Source organism: Pseudomonas sp. BF-B-15 (genome assembly GCF_019946675.1).
GTDB classification, from domain to species: domain Bacteria; phylum Pseudomonadota; class Gammaproteobacteria; order Pseudomonadales; family Pseudomonadaceae; genus Aquipseudomonas; species Aquipseudomonas migulae.
On the sequence record NZ_JAGYFZ010000122.1, the window covers coordinates 1 to 16,651 of the forward strand.

A 16,651-nucleotide genomic window follows, 5' to 3' on the forward strand; every position below is an offset into this window, starting at 1 on the left:
GCCCGGACACCGCGTTCATTCAGGCAGCCCGCGTTATCGTTGACGTCCATCGCCGGCAAGCCAGCTCCTACAATTTTGAATCGTGTGAACCCAATCCCCGTGTAGGAGCCGGCTTGCTGGCGATAGCAGTGGGGCAGCCGGCACATTTATTGACTGGACGGACGCCATCGCCAGCAAGCCGGCTCCTACATGGGAATGTGCAAACATCCAACACTGGTGCGGCCATCACAATGCGGGAGTGTGCACACGACTGAAGAGCCAGGTCGGCTTTCAGGCCGCCTCGGCGGCTGTGGCGGTGGTCGCCCCCTCGAGAGGCCGAGTGGAGGTTCTGCGCAGTGGGCAACCCGGCATGGATGCCGGGTTAGCCGCCCCCGGCCATGGATGGCCGATGGCGGCGGGCCCACGGAGCAGGACCGGAGCGAGGGTATGCCGAGCCTTAGCGAGGCACCGAACGAAAGGGGCAAGAGCGCTTTGGTTACTTTCGCGCTTTTCGAAAGTGACTCGCTGTAAGAGCGAAACCAATAGCAGCCGTTACCGCAGCAACGGATATGTATTCACCTCACCTCACCCAGCCAGAAACTCGCCAGTAGACACCACACGAGCATAGGCAAAACCCAACGCCGACATGAACGCGGCATGAACATGGGCAGCCGGAACCGTAAGTCCGTTGAACTCCAGATCCCGCGAGGCACAGGCATCATGAATGACAGTGACGGCGTAACCCATGTCGGCGGCCGCACGAGTAATGCCATCAACGCACATGTGACTCATGCTGCCAACCACCACCAACTCCTTGATACCCTGCTCATCGAGAATTGACTGCAATTCAGTTTCGCGGAACGAGTTGACGAAGTGCTTGAGCACCACCGGCTCGTCGGCGCGGTTCAGGACTTTGGGATGCAGCTTCGCGCCTTCGGAACCCGGGGTGAAGAAGGGCGCTTCGTCGGAAGTGAACTCGTGGCGAATGTGCACCACCGAATCACCGGCATCACGAAAAGCTTTGAGCACACGTACGGCGTTATCCGCAGCCGCGTCCGCGCCAACCAGCGGCCACTTGCCCTGGGGGAAGTAGTCGTTTTGGATATCAACTACGATGAGTGCTTGCTTGGCCATGACTGTTTCCTCGAAGTGTGTGTGGGTGTGGAATGAAGTATTGGCTCTGGCGGACCGTCCGAGGATTGGCCGCACCGACAATAGAAGGGGGAAAACTGACAATGGACGCACAAAGGCCAATCGCCGAGCTGGGCGTGCTGATTTATCCCGGCGCGCAGATGGCGGCGGTGCACGGGCTGACAGACTTGTTCGGGGTGGCGAACCGGATTGCCGCGGACTATCAAGCGGCGCAGTTGCCGCTGTTGCGGGTCAGCCACTGGCAGGTCGATGGCGATCAACCACCCCAGCGCATCTACGACAGCCATCCCGCGCCGGACGGTGCATTGGTGGCGGTGTTGATCCCGCCGTCGATTGGCGGTTTTTCCGAAGGCCAGGCACCGCAAGGCTTGCTGCGCTGGATTCGTCAGCAGCACGCACAAGGTGCAACCCTTGGCGGCGTTTGCGTGGGCTCGATTTTATTGGCTGAAAGCGGCCTGCTCGACGGTCGCAGCGCCACCACCCACTGGACGTCGGCCAAGGCGTTCGCCGAGCGTTATCCGGCGATCAAGCTCAAGGCCGATACGCCGATCGTCGATGACGGCGACTTGATCACCACCGCCGGGTTGATGGCCTGGTCCGAGCTGGGTTTGCGTCTGGTCGACCGATTGCTGGGGCCGAGCATCGCCACCGGCACTGCACGGTTTCTGGTGGTGGAACACAGCGACAGTGCGAGTGAATGTGGCAGCAACTTTTCACCGATTCTCAGCCACGGCGACGCCTCGATTCTCAAGGTGCAGCATTGGCTGCAAAGCACCGGCGCGACCGATGTGTCGCTGGCGACCATGGCTGAACGGGCAGGGCTGGAAGAACGCACCTTCCTGCGCAGATTTCGTGCTGCAACCGGGCTGAAACCCACCGAATACTGCCAGCATCTGCGAGTCGGCAAGGCCCGGGAAATGTTGGAGTTCACCAACGGCACCATCGACCACATTGCCTGGACCGTCGGTTATCAGGACCCGAGCGCCTTTCGTGCGACGTTCAAGAAAATCACCGGGCTGGCGCCGAGTGATTATCGGACGCGGTTTGGGGTTTCGCCGACCGCCGCAGCCCGATAGTCGCAACGCCAGAAATCCCCTGTGGGAGCGAGCCTGCTCGCGAAGAGGCCGTGACGGTCAGCATCTATGTCGCCTGAAAGGTCGCTTTCGCGAGCAGGCTCGCTCCCACAGTTTGATCTTTGCAAGGCTTGGGTCGTGCAAAATGCCGGGAGCGAAATGGCCGTCGTGCAGAATGAGACAGGCTCATTGCTATCACCGAATCGGCAACTGATTGAATTGCCGATTATTTCAAATCAGCTGCCGTTGGCCTGATCCCTGCACCCCTACAACTACATTCATCAAGCGCCGATTGAAGGGGGACGCATGACCCCAACAAACCGCAAGAAACTGGTGGTCGCCCATTCGGTGCGGCCCGACGCACCACAGCACGAAGTCGAAACCAATCACGCATTGGCCCGTTGGCTGGCGCAGGTTCTCGGGTTCAAATTCGGCGGCAGCTACGACCCCGAACACCACAGCGGTCGCGATCTTTATCTGCTGCCGACACAAACCATTGTCGGCGCTGCGGCCGCGCGGCAATTGGGCGTCAAAGGCCCGGAGGATTTGTGGGGCGGCTATGTCGAGCATGATTTCATCTGCACCAAAGCCATCAGCCACGGCTTGCGCAACAAAAACGCTTTTGCCCCGCACGGCTGGTCGCCGTTGTTTTGCGAACGGGTGCGCAACGTGGTGCTCGAGGGTCTCAGCGTGTTCTCCCTCGACGATGCGCGCCCTGCGGCGGAGCATTTGCTCGATAGCGGACCAATTCGCCTGAAACCGATCCATGCCTGCGCCGGACGCGGTCAGGAGGTGATCCAGAGCCTCGACCAATTCGATGCGGTCCTCGACAGACCCGATGCCAAGGCGCTATTCACCGAAGGTGTGGTGTTGGAGCAAGACCTGACCGAGGTGGTGACCCACAGCGTCGGCCAAAGCTTCATCGGCGGCACAGTGTTGAGTTACTGCGGCGATCAGTACCTGACCGCAGACGGTCATGGCGAGCAGGTTTATGGCGGTTCCAATCTGCTCGTGGTGCAGGGCGGCTACGACGAGCTGCTCGAACTGCAACTGTCCGACGACGTGCGGCTGGCCATCCGCCAAGCGCAGGTGTTCGACCGTGCGGCGGACGAGGCCTATCCCGGTTTCTATGCCTCGCGGCGCAACTACGACATCGCGCAAGGCCTGGACAGTAACGGCACACAGCGCAGCGGCGTGCTTGAGCAGTCCTGGCGCATGGGCGGTGCCAGCAGCGCCGAAGTGGCGGCGTTGCAGAGCTTCGTCAACGACCCGCAGATGAGCGCGATCCGTGTGTCTTCGGTGGAAACCTACATCGATCAAGCGCTGCCGGCGGACGCCATCGAGGTGTACCGCGGGCCGGCGCACAACAGTGAATTTCTCCTCAAGTACGTAACGGTCAAATCCTATGACGGCTAGAAGCGAAACCATTCAGATCGACATCGACGATGAACAGATGAGCGGGACTTTTCTCAGCCCCAAATCGAAGGTCCCCGGCGTGCTCTTCGTGCACGGTTGGGGCGGCAGTCAGGAGCGTGATCTTGAACGGGCCAAAGGCATCGCAGGTCTGGGCTGCGTGTGCCTGACGTTCGACTTGCGCGGGCACACCGGCGGCACCGGCATTCCACTGACGCGGGTTTCCCGCGAAGACAACCTGCGTGACCTGCTGGCGGCGTACGATCGATTGCTCGCGCACCCTGCGCTCGACACCTCGGCGATTGCTGTGGTCGGCACCAGTTATGGCGGTTATCTGGCTGCGATTTTGACCTCATTGCGCCCCGTGCGCTGGCTGGCGCTGCGGGTGCCGGCGTTGTATCGCGATGAGCAATGGCACGCGCCCAAGCGTGAACTGGACAAGCTCGATTTGCGCGATTACCGCAGCACGCTGGTGCGCGCCGACAGCAATCGCGCGTTGCATGCCTGTTCGCAATTTACCGGGGATGTGCTGCTGGTGGAGTCCGAGACGGACGACTATGTGCCCCACGCGACCATCATGAGTTACCGGGCGGCGTGTCAGCAGACGCACTCGCTGACCCACCGCATCATCGACGGTGCCGATCACGCGTTGAGCGAGCCGGTTTCGCAGCAGGCGTATACGTCGATCCTGGTGGACTGGATTACCGAGATGGTGGTGGGTGAGCGGTTGAGCATTATCCAGTCGACGTAAGTGCGGCGGTGGATTCTTCGCGGGCAAGCCTCGCTCCTACAGGAAGCGCGCAAATCCCGTAGGAGCGAGGCTTGCCCGCGAAGGCGTCCTTACAACCACCCAATCACTTGGGTTTCTTCGCAATCCGCAGCGACTTGGCCTTGGCCTCCACAATCAAATACATCACCAACGTAATCAACAACGGCAAGATAAAGTAAATCGCCCGATACGCCAGCAACCCCGCCACCAGGCTCCCCCGCGAAGCCTCATGCTGCAGCAACGCCACAAACACCGCCTCCAACACCCCGAGCCCCGCCGGAATGTGCGTGATCACCCCGGCAATCGCGCTGATCAACAACACGCCAAGCACCAGCGGATAATCCAGCTTGCTCGGCAGAAGGGTGAAGATCACCGCCGCCATCAGCGACCAGTTCAGCGCCCCGAGCGCCAGTTGCAGCACCGCCATGCGCAGGGACGGCAGGTTGATTTCGACGCCGCGAATCGCCCACTCTCGCCGCTTGGAATACTGACAGGCCGCCAGGTATCCCGCGCTCACCAACAGCAACAAAACCCCCACGCCCTGCAACGCACCACTGCTGAGTTTCCAGCCCGGTGGCATGCGCACTAGCCCGCTGCTGAACATCGCGCCGGCAATCACCATGTAGCCGAACCAGTTGGTCGCCAGGCTCAGGCCGAGGATTTTTGCGATGTTGCTTTTGCTCACGCCGAGCCGCGAGTAAAGCCGATAGCGCATGGCAATGCCGCCGACCCAGGCACTCAGGTTGAGGTTGAAGGCGTAGCTGATGATGCCCACTGGCAGGATCTGTTTCCAGGTCAGGTCCTGACGAATATAGGTGCGGCCAATCAGGTCGAAACAGGCGTATACCAGAAAACTCACCAGCGTCAGCCCGGAGGCGATGACCAGCGTGCGCACCTTGAAATCGGCGAGGGTGTCGAACACCTCGTTCCATTCGATGCGTTGGGCCAGCATCGTGAACAGGACGATCAGCGCCAGGAAAAACAGCATCGTCAGCGGTTTTTTCCAGCGACTCCAATGCGACTTGTGCGGGCTCTCGGCATGAGGCGTCGAATGGGTTTCAGCGCGGTTCATGGTGATCGCCCCCGGCGAGGTGGGTGAAGGGCTTCAGGTGTGGCTTGTGTGCCGGCAGCCAGCCGGCCCATGCCGGGAAGTGCCGCAGGAAGTGGAACACCAGAAAACCGACGGTCATGTGCCAGACCCGTCCGCGTGGGGATTTGTCCGCACACATGGCTTTGCAGTGGTTGTCGCTCAGCCTCTCGAGGCGTTCGAACAAATCGCGGTTGAAGGCGCGATCGCGGATCAGCACATTGGCCTCCAGGTTCATCGCCAGGCTCAGCGGGTCGAGGTTGCTCGAGCCGACGGTGCTCCAGTCTTCGTCCACCAGCGCGACTTTGCCGTGCAGCGGACGTTCGCAATATTCGTGAATCTGCACCCCGGATTTGAGCAGGTAGTCATAGGTCATGCGCGCTGCCAGTTTGGCCACCCTCATGTCTGGCTGGCCTTGCAGGATCAGTCGCACGTCGACACCTCGCCGCGCGGCGTTGCGTATCTCGCGCAGCAAGCGATAACCGGGAAAGAAATAGGCGTTGGCAATCACCACTCGACGCTGGGCGCTGCGCAGGGCATGTCGATAAACCTCCTCAATATCGGTTTGATGATCACCGTTGTCGCGGTACACCAAACGGACCTGGCCATCGTGATCGTTGAGCGCCAGTTCCGAGCGCCGCTGCCGCCGGCGTTGCCACCAGTATTTGGCGCGGGCCGGGCGACCGCTTTGCAGCAGGGCGAAATGATGAATGTCGGTCACCGCCGGGCCTTGCACTTCAACCGAGTAATCCTGTTTGGCCTCGGGGCCGAAGTCGGCCAGATGGTCGGCGGAAAAGTTGATCCCGCCGATGAACGCAATCGTGCCGTCGACCACCACGATCTTGCGGTGCAGGCGCCGGAACCAGTTGGTGCGGATGCCCAGCCGCTTCGGTGCCGGGTCAAATATTTGCAGGTGCACGCCGGCCTCGCTCAACGCGGTGAGGTAACCGGTGCTCAACTCGCCACAACCAAACCCGTCGAGACTGGCGGTCACCCGCACGCCGCGTTGAGCCGCGTCGATCAGCACGTGCTGCAGCTCTTCGCCGACCTTGTCCTCGAAAACGATGAAGGTTTCCAGGAGGATTTCAGTCTTGGCCTGGCGCATGGCTTCGAACACCCGAGGGAAATATTCTTCGCCGTTTTCCAGCAGTTCCACCCGGTTGTTGCCCTGCCAGCCATATTGAACGTCGACCACGCCGGGTTCGCGCACCGGCGGGTTGGTGGGCACGTGATCCACGGTGGTTTTTTCCATCGGTGCGCTGCTCATAACTCGATCTCCACCGATAGTGGTGCGTGGTCGGAAAGGTGGGACCAGGGCCGCGCCGCCAGGACTTGCGGATGGCTGGCCTTGAGGTTGCGCACGTAGATGCGGTCCAGGCGCAAGGCCGGCAAGCGCGCCGGAAAACTGCGCGCCGGTTTGCCGTGGAGTTCGGCAAACACCTCGCGCAAACCACAGGGCTTGAGCATTGCGTCGGCGCGCTGACGCCAGTCGTTGAAGTCACCGGCGACAATCACCGGCGCGTCGCTCGGCAATTCTGCGAGGCGTTGGGTCAGCAGCTTCAGCTGTTCATTGCGATGGGTTTCACGCAGCCCCAGATGGATGCAAATCGCGTGCACCTCCGGGCCATCGACGGGCAAGCGCAATACGCAATGCAGGATGCCGCGGTTTTCGTGCCCGCTGATGGACACGTCGAGGTTGTCGTGGCGAATGATCTGGAATTTCGACAACAGCGCATTGCCGTGGTCGCCTGCCGGGTACACCGCGTTGCGTCCGTAGGCGAACTGCGGCCACAGCGTGTCGGCGAGGAATTCGTACTGCGGCATCGTCGGCCAGTTGCTGTAACGCTGGGGATGGTGCTCGTGGGTGCCGTGGACTTCCTGCAAAAACACCACGTCGGCGGACACGCTGCGCACGGCTTCGCGCAATTCCGGCAGGATGAAACGCCGGTTGAGCGCGGTAAAACCCTTGTGCGTGTTGACCGTCAGCACGGTGAAGCGGCGTACGGCGTTCACGGTTCCTGACGAGTCATCGTCGGGGTTGAACTGCTCGGCGCGGTTCATGGCAGCACGCCTTGTGCCGCAGGCTCACCGGAGGCAAAGAAGCGCCAAGCTGAAATGCCGCTGTGATTCGCCGCCATGTCGCCTCCCGTCTGAGGGTCCCCGGTTGCCCCTGTCTTTTGATGACTGCGGGGCAAGCGAGAAAGTTTCGACGGGACTACGGACGGTAGGAGGGCTAAACCTGTAGGAGCCGGCTTGCCGGCGATAGCGGTGTGTCAGTCACATCCCTGTTGGATGTGCCGCCGTCATCGCCAGCAAGCCGGCTCCTACAAGGGGGATCAGTGACCGGCGACGATGCGGGTCGAGCCTTCAGCCGGTTCAGCGTAGACCGGGCCGAGGCGATCAAGGCGACCGCTCCATGCAGTCAGCGCCAGCGCCACCAACACCACCAGACCACCGATCCACGCGGTATGGATCAGGCCCATGTGGGCGACGATCAAACCACCGCCCCACGCGCCACCGGCAATGCCGAGGTTGAACGCCGCGATGTTCAGGCCGGAAGCCACGTCCACCGCATTCGGCGTGTGATGTTCGGCCTGACGCACCACATACACCTGCAAGCCCGGCACGTTGCCGAAAGCGACCGCGCCCCAGACCAGCACGGTGGCCAGCGCCAGCCACGGGTTGCCGGCGGTGAAGGTCAGCACGAACAGCACGGCGGCGAGCAGGGCGAAGATGATTTTCAGGGCTTTGATCGGGCCGCGTTTGTCGGCCAGTTTGCCGCCCCAGATGTTACCGACGGCCACCGAGATGCCGTACACCAGCAACACCAGGCTGACGGTGCCGGCGCTGAAACCAGAGATGTCTTGAAGAATCGGCGCAAGGAACGTGAAGGCGATGAACGAACCGCCGTAGCCGACCGCCGTCATGGCATACACCAGCAGCAGGCGTGGTTGCTTGAGGACCTGCAACTGTTCCAGCAGCGAAGCGGGTTTGCTGTGGGTGATGTTTTTCGGCACGTAGAGCAGGCTACCGATGAACGCAATCACACCCAAAGCAGAGACAGCGAGGAAGGTTTCACGCCAGCCGAAATGCTGACCGATGAACGTCCCCAACGGTACGCCGGTGACCAGCGCCACGGTCAGGCCGGTGAACATGATCGCAATCGCGCTGGCGGCTTTTTCCTTCGGCACGAGGCTGGTGGCGATGGTCGAGCCAATCGAGAAAAACACCCCGTGGGCCAGGCCGGTGACGATTCGCGCAATGATCAGCGATTCGTAGCTCGGTGCTTTCCACGCCAGCAGGTTGCCAAGGGTGAACAGCACCATCAGCGACAACAGCAGCATTTTGCGCGGGACTTTGCCGGTGAGGGCGGTCAGCACCGGGGCACCGATGGCAACGCCCAGGGCATAGAGACTGACCAGCAGGCCGGCGGACGGCAGGCTGACGCCGAGGTCGGCGCCGATAGTGGGTAACAGGCCAACGATGACGAACTCGGTCGTCCCGATGGCGAAGGCGCTGAGGGTCAGCGCGAGCAAGGCAATGGGCATGGCTGCAACTCCGGTGGGTTGATTGATGGAGCGCAGTGTCGGGGATTGGGTTGTGCGGAAAAATAGAGGTATTGGCATTTGATATTTGCCCTGAACGCAAATATCACTCCCGCAGAAATACACGGTCCCTTGTAGGAGCCGGCTTGCTGGCGAAGGCGGCCTCATATACGCCGCCGTTCTCGAGGGCCTCATCGCCGGCAAGCCGGCTCCTACAAGGGTTGTGTGTAATCCAGGCTTTTTATGTGGCACCGGACCTGTAGGAGCTGGCTTGCCAGCGAAGAGGCCGGCCCGGACAGCATCAATGCCGGATCAGTTTGTTGCGTATTTCACTCGTCGATTCCACCCAGAAAACCTGCTGGCCAGCGATCTCGGCGGCCACCGGCAAACCATCGCGGTACACCAACCGATTACTCGTCAGTGCCGGCACTTTCGCACCGGGTAGCAGCGTGCCGGCGAGGTTCAGCGGATCAACCCCGCACACGGCAATCAGACTCCCGTCATGCGCCCGCCGTCGCACTTCGCGCAGCAACGGAATCGCCTCGGGCAAGGCGAACTGTTCACCGGCCAAACCACTGACAAACCGCCCGCCGCGAATCTCGCCGCGAGCCTCCAGCCGATGGAACGTGCGCAGCAATTCGCGCCAGTTCGGCAACCAGTCTGCTTCGCGTTCCAGCAGGCGCCAGAACACCACGCCGTAGCGGCGCAGCAAGGTCATGGCGATGTGTTCCAGGGTGTCGCTCGGCGTTGAATGTTTGTTATCCACCACCGGCGCTGGCGCCCCGCGTCGAAGCAAGGCCCAGCGTCCGGCGTCATCCATGCCTCCGATAAACGCTCCGCGCCCGCGTCGGCTGCTGCGATTCTGCCGTTTACTGGCCGGCGTGATCAGCGCCCGCAAACCGGCAAAACTGTCGGCGTTCACCAGCCCGGCGCCGACCAGTTCCTGCAAGGCGATTTCCAGCTCCGAGCGCAGCAGATGAGCCTCGTGAATCAGCTCATCGAAAAACAGCGCGCCGTGTTGGCTGAGGGCTTGGTAAACCTTTTGGGTTTTGGGCGACAGGTCGCTGACCGGTGTCTGTTCGGTCAGACCGCTCCACAACCCGACCTGGCTGCGCGGCAGCAATACGATTGGTGTGCTGCGCAGCGCCGTGCTGGCGCTTTTGTTGTGTGCGGTCAGGCGGGTCCAGACCAGTTTGCCGCTACGGCACAGGTCATCCAGCCAACTCGCCGAATAGCCTTTGATCCGTGCCGCAAGAATGTCGCTGTCCCAGGCTGAAGCGGCGGCGGGATAGCCTTCGAACTGAGCGACGATGGCGGGCAGCACCGCATTGCCCTGGCCTTGAGTCGAGGCAGAAAGATGCTGCCAGTCGAACAGGAATCGCATGAAATCCTGCAACGCCACCGGCTCGATTTCTCGCCGCAGACGCTTGACCGTGTAGCGATGAATTCGCGCCAGCAGATGCCGCTCGCACCATTCTTCCTGATCGGCGCCGGGGGTAAAGTGGCCGCGCAACACATACCCTTCGCGTTCCAGTTGCGCGAGTGCCTGGTTGACGTGAGTTACAGGTAATTCCAGAGGTTCGGCAATCGCGCTCAGCGGCAACGGACCAAAAGCGCTGAGCCGTGCGCGGATGACTTCCAGCACCGCTTCGTCTGCTTCCCAGGCGTCATCGAACCCCGGCAGCGCCTCCAGCGGTGGCGACAAATTTGCCTGTGGATAAATGGCGCGCAGGCACGTCAGCCGTTCCACCGCCAGCCACAGCAATTGCCCGGCATCGATCTGCAAACGACTGGCGCGACCGCTCTCGGCAAGGGCACTCAACCAATCAATCCACTGCGCATTCGCCTGCGCCTCGGCCTCGGCAATGCACGCGAGGCTCATCAACGTCTCGTGCATTTCATCGGCATTGGTCGGCGTCGGCCAGGCCTCATCGCGCACCGCTTGAATCGCCTCGGCATCCAGTGCGCCGAGGTCGTCGGTGGACTGCGGATCGGTCCAGCGTCGGTTAAGCACGGCTTGGGTGCGGCGCTCTTCCAGCGGCGCGTCGTCGAGAAAGGTGTAAGGCCGGGCGCTGAGAATTTCGGCGGCCAGCGGCGAGGGTGCCGGCAGGTCGCGGCTGATCAGGCGAACGTCGCCGCGTTCCATGCGCCGCAACAACGTCAGCCAGCCTTCGCAGTCCATCGCTTCGTGGAGGCAATCGTCGAGGGTCTGTTCCACCAGTGGATGATCGGGAATCTCCCGTTCGCCGGCGAGGTTTTCCACGCAGGCGATCTGGTCGGGAAACACGCTGGCGATCAGGTCTTCGCTTTTCATCCGCTGAATCTGCGGGGGGACCTTGCGCCCGCCGCTGTAGCGCGGCAACGCCAATGCGACGCCGGCATTCCAGCGCCAGCGCACGCCGAACAGCGGCGCATCGAGCACCGCTTGAATCAGCAGGTGCTCGGCGCTGTTGCTGTGCAGGTAGCGCCAGACCTCATCGAGCTCAAAGCTGTGGCTGGTGGACAGCGACAGCACAATCGCATCTTCGCTGGCAGCGGCCTGCAATTCGAAATTGAAGGTACGGCAGAAACGCTTGCGCAGGGCCAGGCCCCAGGCGCGGTTGATGCGGCTGCCGAAGGGCGTGTGGATGATCAGTTGCGTGCCGCCGGACTCATCGAAAAAGCGCTCCATCAGCAGCGTGTCCTGCGAGGGCAGGGCGCCCAGTGTCAGGCGCGCGCGGGCGAGGTAATCCACCAGTTGTCCGGCGCTGTCGAGGTTCAGGCCGAGGGTCTCGGTCAGCCAGTCGAGGGCCGGCTGCAAGTTGCCGGGCGTGGCGCCGAGCAGGTCGTCGAGTTGCGCTTGCAGGCGCGCCACGGCGAAGGACAACTCCGCGCTGCGCCCCGGCGCTTCGCCGAGCCAGAACGGAATGGTCGGCGGCTGGCCGTGCGCATCTTCGACCCGGACCTTGCCGGTCTCGACCCGCAGGATTCGGTACGAGGTGTTGCCCAACTGAAAGACATCGCCGGCGATGCTTTCCACGGCGAAGTCTTCGTTGACGCTGCCGATGTTCAGCCCTTGCGGTTCCAGCAGCACGCTGTAGTCGGCGTTGTCCGGGATGGTGCCGCCGCTGGTCACGGCGGTCAGTTTGCTGCCGCGCCGACCGCGCAACGTACGCGTCACGGCGTCGCGGTGCAGGTACGCACTGCGGATGCCCTGGCGACCGTTGTAGCCCTCGGCGAGCATCTGCAGCAGCGCCTGATAATGTGTTTCGTCGAGGTCAGCGTAGGGCGAAGCATTGCGGAACATCTCCAGCAGCGCGTGCTCCGGCCATTCCTGGCAACTGACCTCGGCGATGATCTGCTGGGCCAGTACGTCCAGCGGCGCTTGAGGAATCTGCAAAGTATCGAGTTCACCCCGGCGCACGCAGTCGAGCAGGGCGGTGCATTCGATCAAATCGTCGCGGGTGGTGGCGAACAATCGGCCCTTGGGCGTGCCGCCGACCTGGTGGCCAGAGCGGCCGACCCGTTGCAGAAACCCGGCAATCGAGCGCGGCGAGGCAATCTGGCAGACCAGGTCGACATCGCCGATATCGATCCCCAGTTCCAGCGACGCCGTGGCGATCAGTACTTGCAGGTCGCCGCACTTGAGGCGCTGCTCGGCATCGAGGCGAAACTCCTTGGCCAGGCTGCCGTGGTGGGCGGCGACTGCTTCCTTGCCGAGACGTTCGCTCAAATGCCGGCTCAAGCGTTCGGCCAAGCGTCGGGTGTTGACGAATATCAGCGTGGTGCGGTGTTCGCGGGCGAGGACGGCGAGCCGGTCGTAGACCAATTCCCACACATCGTTGGCCATCACCGCCGACAGCGGCACCGGCGGTACTTCGATGCCTAGATCCCGTGGACGGGCATGGCCGATGTCGATGATTTCGCATGCGCGATCACGTCCCACCAGAAAGCGTGAGACCGCTTCGATGGGTTTTTGCGTGGCGGACAGGCCGATGCGCATCAACGGTGCTGCGCATAACGCCTGCAAACGTTCCAGGCTCAGGGCCAGGTGGCTGCCGCGTTTGCTGGCGGCGATGGCATGGATCTCATCGACGATCACCGTGCGCGTGGTGCCGAGCATTTGCCGGCCGGAGTCGGAGCCGAGCAGCACGTAAAGGGATTCCGGGGTGGTCACCAGAATGTGCGGCGCGGTCTTGCGCATCGCCGAGCGTTCTTTTTGCGGCGTGTCTCCGGTGCGCACGGCGGTGTTGATCTGCAACTCAGGCAGGCCCATTGCACGTAACTGTTCAGTGATGCCGGCCAGCGGGTTTTGCAGGTTGATCTGGATGTCGTTGGACAAGGCTTTGAGCGGCGAGACGTAGACCACCAGTGTTTCGTTGGGCAGCCCGTCTGCGGTTTCCAGGCCACGGTGGACCAGATCGTCGATGACGGCGAGAAACGCGGTGAGGGTTTTGCCGGAGCCGGTGGGCGCGGCGATCAACGTCGAACGGTGTTGGCGGATCAGCGGCCACGCCCGGGCCTGGGCGGCGGTGACCGTCGGGAAGGTACTGCTGAACCAGGCGCTGACGGCGGGGTGGAAGCCTGCCATGGCCGCGTCCGTGGGGATGGGCAGATTCATGGAGTAATTTATGCGGGTGGGGTGAGGAAGTTGCAAGTACCGCTCGGGATCTCTGCTGGCCTTCAGGGCCTCTTCGCGGGCAAGCCTCGCTCCTACAAGAGCGTGCGCGAGTTCTGTAGGAGCGAGGCTTGCCCGCGAAGAGGCCCGAAGCAACACCACAAATCCCGGAGATCTACACTTTACGGATGACGGTTGCGCACTAAACCCGCAAAATGCAACGATTCCGGCAACTATCGACGGCACCGCCCGCGAGCGGTGCCGATAAAGCCATTGATCCAATCAGACTGGGCCTGCTGACTCTATGCGAATGCGCCTTATGTTACTGGGCGGCGGAAATGCCCTTGGGCAGGCGCTGATTCGCCTCGGTGCGGAGGAAGACATCGGTTTCCTCGCCCCCCGCCCACCGCAAGACGGCTGGGATGCCGCGAGCCTGACGCAACTGCTCGACGACACGCGCCCGGACGCGTTGATCAACCTCGCCTACTACTTCGACTGGTTCCAGGCGGAGACGGTCAGCGAATCGCGTCTGGCCGGGCAAGAGCGTGCAATCGAGCGTCTGGCCGAACTGTGCCAGCATCACAACATCGTGCTGTTGCAACCCTCGAGCTATCGGGTGTTCGACGGCTCGCGGGCGACCGCCTACAGCGAAAAAGACGAGCCGGTGCCGCTGGGCCTGCGTGGTCAGGCCTTGTGGCGCATCGAGCAAAGCGTGCGCGCGACCTGCCCGCAGCATGTGCTGCTGCGGTTCGGCTGGCTGCTCGATGACAGCCCCGACGGCACCCTCGGGCGTTTCCTGTCCCGGGCCGAAAAACCGGAAGAACTGTTGATGGCCGATGACCGTCGCGGCAACCCGACGCCGGTCGACGACGCGGCCCGGGTGATCATTTCGGTGCTCAAGCAACTCGATTGCGCGGCGCCGCTGTGGGGCACCTACCACTACGCCGGGCACGAGGCGACCACGCCGCTGGCGCTGGGGCAGGCGATTCTCACCGAAGCCCGCGCGCTGCATCCGCTGGCCATCGAAGCGCCGACCGCCCAGGCTCACGCCGCACGCCCGGACGCTGCCGAAGAGCCGCAACACGCGGTGCTGGCCTGCAAGAAAATTCTTCATACCTTCGGGATCAAGCCCCGCGCCTGGCGTGCGGCACTCCCTGGCTTACTGGACAGGTTCTATCGCCATGGCTGACGGCCCTGTTTTAATCACCGGCGGTGCGGGTTTCATCGGCTCGCACCTGGCCGACGCCTTGCTCGCCAAGGGCCATTCGGTACGGATTCTCGACGACCTGTCCACCGGCAAACGCAGCAACCTGGCGCTGGATAATCCTCGCGTCGAGCTGATAGTCGGCGACGTCGCCGATGCCGCCCTGGTCGCTCGCGCAATGGCCGGTTGCAGTGCGGTCGCGCACCTGGCGGCCGTGGCGTCGGTGCAGGCTTCGGTGGATGATCCGGTGAAGACTCACCAGAGCAATTTCATCGGTTCGCTGAATGTCTGCGAAGCCATGCGCCAGAGCGGCGTCAAACGTGTGCTGTTTGCCTCCAGCGCAGCGGTCTACGGCAACAATGGCGAAGGCCAGTCGATCGACGAAGACACGCCCAAGGAACCGCTGACGCCGTATGCGTCAGACAAGTTGGCCAGTGAACATTACTTCGATTTCTACCGTCGCCAGCATGCGCTGGAACCGGTGATTTTCCGCTTCTTCAACATCTTCGGCCCGCGCCAGGATCCGTCCTCGCCGTACTCCGGGGTGATCAGCATTTTCAGCGAACGCGCGCAAAACGGCCTGCCGATCACCGTGTTTGGCGATGGCGAGCAGACGCGGGATTTTGTTTACGTCGAAGATCTGGTCGATGTGCTGGTGCAAGCCATCGAAAAACCGCAGGTTGAAGTCGGTGCGGTCAATGTCGGCTGGAACCAGGCGACCACGCTCAAGCAAATGCTGGAAGCGTTGAAAGTGGCGGTCGGTGAGCTGCCGCCAGTGAGCTACGGCCCGGCGCGTTCGGGTGATATCCGCCATTCGCGGGCGAACAATCAGCGACTGCTGGAGCGGTTTTCCTGCCCGGCTCAGACGCCGATGAGTGTCGGCCTGGCGCGGTTGTTGGGGCGCTGAGTTTTTCGCCAGCAAGAAAAAGGCGCCTGTGAAGGCGCCTTTTTTTGCAGCTCGTTCCCACCACGTGAACGATTTTAGAACTTGTAACCCAGGCCCACCATGTAGATGAACGGGTCCACGTCGACATCGACCTTGGCACGGGTGCCTTGTGCCACGGCGTTGTTTTCCACGGTGGCGGTGGTATCGATGTCGATGTAACGCACTTGGGCGTTGAGCATGATGTTGTCGGTGATCATGTAGTCGGCACCGACCTGAAACGCCATGCCCCAGGAGTTGTCTGCCTTGAAGTTGCTGAAGCCATTGGCGCTGGCCTCGCTGCCGACGTGCTCGTCGTAGATCCAGGTGTAGTTGATACCGGCGCCAACGTACGGTTGGAATGCAGACTTGCCGTCCAGTGGGTAGTAGACGACGCTCAAGGTCGGCGGCAGGTGTTTCAGGCTGCCGAGTTTGCCGTTGGCCGCGCCCAGGACGGTGCCTTTGAGCTTAACGTCATGTTCGAATGGCGTGGCCGCGAGCAGCTCGATGCCCCAGTGGCTGTTGAGCATGTAAGCGAAGTTCAGACCCAGTTGGGTGTCGCTGCTCATGGTGGCCTTGCCACCCAGATTGGTGCCTGCCAGCGGGCCTTGATCGACTTTGACGTCGGAGCTGTCGGCTTTCGGGTTGACGGTGATTGCACCGGCACGAAGGAGGATGTCGCCGGCTTCGTGGGCGTGGGCGAGCGGGGCTGCGAGCGCGAGGGCAAACAGCGAGGCGCTGAGCAAGGACTTGTGCATGGAGGCTCCAGAGGACGTTAAAAATGTTCGATGTCCAATGGTACGGAGCGGTCTGGTCCGGTCTTTTGACTCAGCTCAATGAAACGGTGATGGCCTGTTTTTTTGCGGAACCTTTGAGGGCGCCTTCGCGGGCAAGCCTCGCTCCTACAGGT

General features: G+C 62.2%; 12 protein-coding genes. 5 read left to right on the plus strand and 7 right to left on the minus strand.

What is annotated here, in order from left to right; translation table 11 throughout:
* Positions 1-564: 564 nt before the first annotated feature.
* The gene (locus tag KGA97_RS26090; RefSeq protein WP_223481763.1) at positions 565-1,113 is read right to left on the minus strand and encodes a cysteine hydrolase family protein; all 549 of its coding nucleotides are present in this window, start codon (positions 1,111-1,113) and stop codon (positions 565-567) included.
* Between the two features lie 101 nt (positions 1,114-1,214).
* On the opposite strand from KGA97_RS26090, the gene KGA97_RS26095 reads away from it, so the two are divergent.
* The 3 genes from KGA97_RS26095 to KGA97_RS26105 all read left to right on the plus strand — a co-directional run bounded on the left by KGA97_RS26095 (position 1,215) and on the right by KGA97_RS26105 (position 4,368).
* Complete coding sequence (locus tag KGA97_RS26095; RefSeq protein WP_223481764.1) at positions 1,215-2,207, plus strand: GlxA family transcriptional regulator; 993 nt, start codon at positions 1,215-1,217, stop codon at positions 2,205-2,207.
* A 303-nt stretch (positions 2,208-2,510) separates the two neighbouring features.
* Positions 2,511-3,620, plus strand: coding sequence for a DUF3182 family protein (locus KGA97_RS26100; RefSeq protein WP_223481765.1), 1,110 nt, complete (start codon positions 2,511-2,513; stop codon positions 3,618-3,620).
* The gene (locus tag KGA97_RS26105) at positions 3,610-4,368 is read left to right on the plus strand and encodes an alpha/beta hydrolase family protein (protein WP_008044043.1); all 759 of its coding nucleotides are present in this window, start codon (positions 3,610-3,612) and stop codon (positions 4,366-4,368) included. The genes KGA97_RS26100 and KGA97_RS26105 overlap by 11 nt, the downstream gene beginning before the upstream one ends.
* Positions 4,369-4,471: 103 nt before the next feature.
* On the opposite strand, the gene KGA97_RS26110 is transcribed toward KGA97_RS26105, so the two are convergent.
* The 5 genes from KGA97_RS26110 to KGA97_RS26130 all read right to left on the minus strand — a co-directional run bounded on the left by KGA97_RS26110 (position 4,472) and on the right by KGA97_RS26130 (position 13,618).
* A complete protein-coding gene (locus KGA97_RS26110) occupies positions 4,472-5,458 on the minus strand; it encodes a lysylphosphatidylglycerol synthase domain-containing protein (RefSeq protein ID WP_223481766.1) in 987 nt (328 codons plus the stop codon).
* Positions 5,445-6,740, minus strand: a complete 1,296-nt coding sequence (gene clsB / locus KGA97_RS26115) for a cardiolipin synthase ClsB (RefSeq protein ID WP_223481767.1) — start codon at positions 6,738-6,740, stop codon at positions 5,445-5,447. The genes KGA97_RS26110 and clsB overlap by 14 nt, the downstream gene beginning before the upstream one ends.
* Entirely contained in the window at positions 6,737-7,534 is a 798-nt protein-coding gene (locus KGA97_RS26120) for an endonuclease/exonuclease/phosphatase family protein (protein ID WP_207286592.1), read from the minus strand. Before KGA97_RS26120 ends, clsB begins: the two co-directional genes overlap by 4 nt.
* 275 nt (positions 7,535-7,809) lie before the next feature.
* On the minus strand, positions 7,810-9,021 hold the full coding sequence (locus KGA97_RS26125) for an MFS transporter (protein ID WP_008044054.1): 1,212 nt from the start codon (positions 9,019-9,021) through the stop codon (positions 7,810-7,812).
* A 298-nt stretch (positions 9,022-9,319) separates the two neighbouring features.
* The gene (locus KGA97_RS26130) at positions 9,320-13,618 is read right to left on the minus strand and encodes a DEAD/DEAH box helicase (protein ID WP_223481769.1); all 4,299 of its coding nucleotides are present in this window, start codon (positions 13,616-13,618) and stop codon (positions 9,320-9,322) included.
* Between the two features lie 301 nt (positions 13,619-13,919).
* Here KGA97_RS26130 and KGA97_RS26135 point away from each other — a divergent pair, with 301 nt between their 5' ends.
* Together KGA97_RS26135 and KGA97_RS26140 are read left to right on the plus strand one after the other, a co-directional pair.
* Positions 13,920-14,804: a sugar nucleotide-binding protein gene (locus tag KGA97_RS26135; protein WP_032829110.1), complete on the plus strand. Its 885-nt coding sequence runs from the start codon at positions 13,920-13,922 to the stop codon at positions 14,802-14,804.
* On the plus strand, positions 14,797-15,726 hold the full coding sequence (locus KGA97_RS26140) for an NAD-dependent epimerase/dehydratase family protein (RefSeq protein WP_223481770.1): 930 nt from the start codon (positions 14,797-14,799) through the stop codon (positions 15,724-15,726). Before KGA97_RS26135 ends, KGA97_RS26140 begins: the two co-directional genes overlap by 8 nt.
* 74 nt (positions 15,727-15,800) lie before the next feature.
* Here KGA97_RS26140 and KGA97_RS26145 read toward each other — a convergent pair whose 3' ends face one another.
* Positions 15,801-16,499, minus strand: coding sequence for an OmpW/AlkL family protein (locus KGA97_RS26145; protein ID WP_008042936.1), 699 nt, complete (start codon positions 16,497-16,499; stop codon positions 15,801-15,803).
* Between the last annotated feature and the right edge of the window lie 152 nt (positions 16,500-16,651).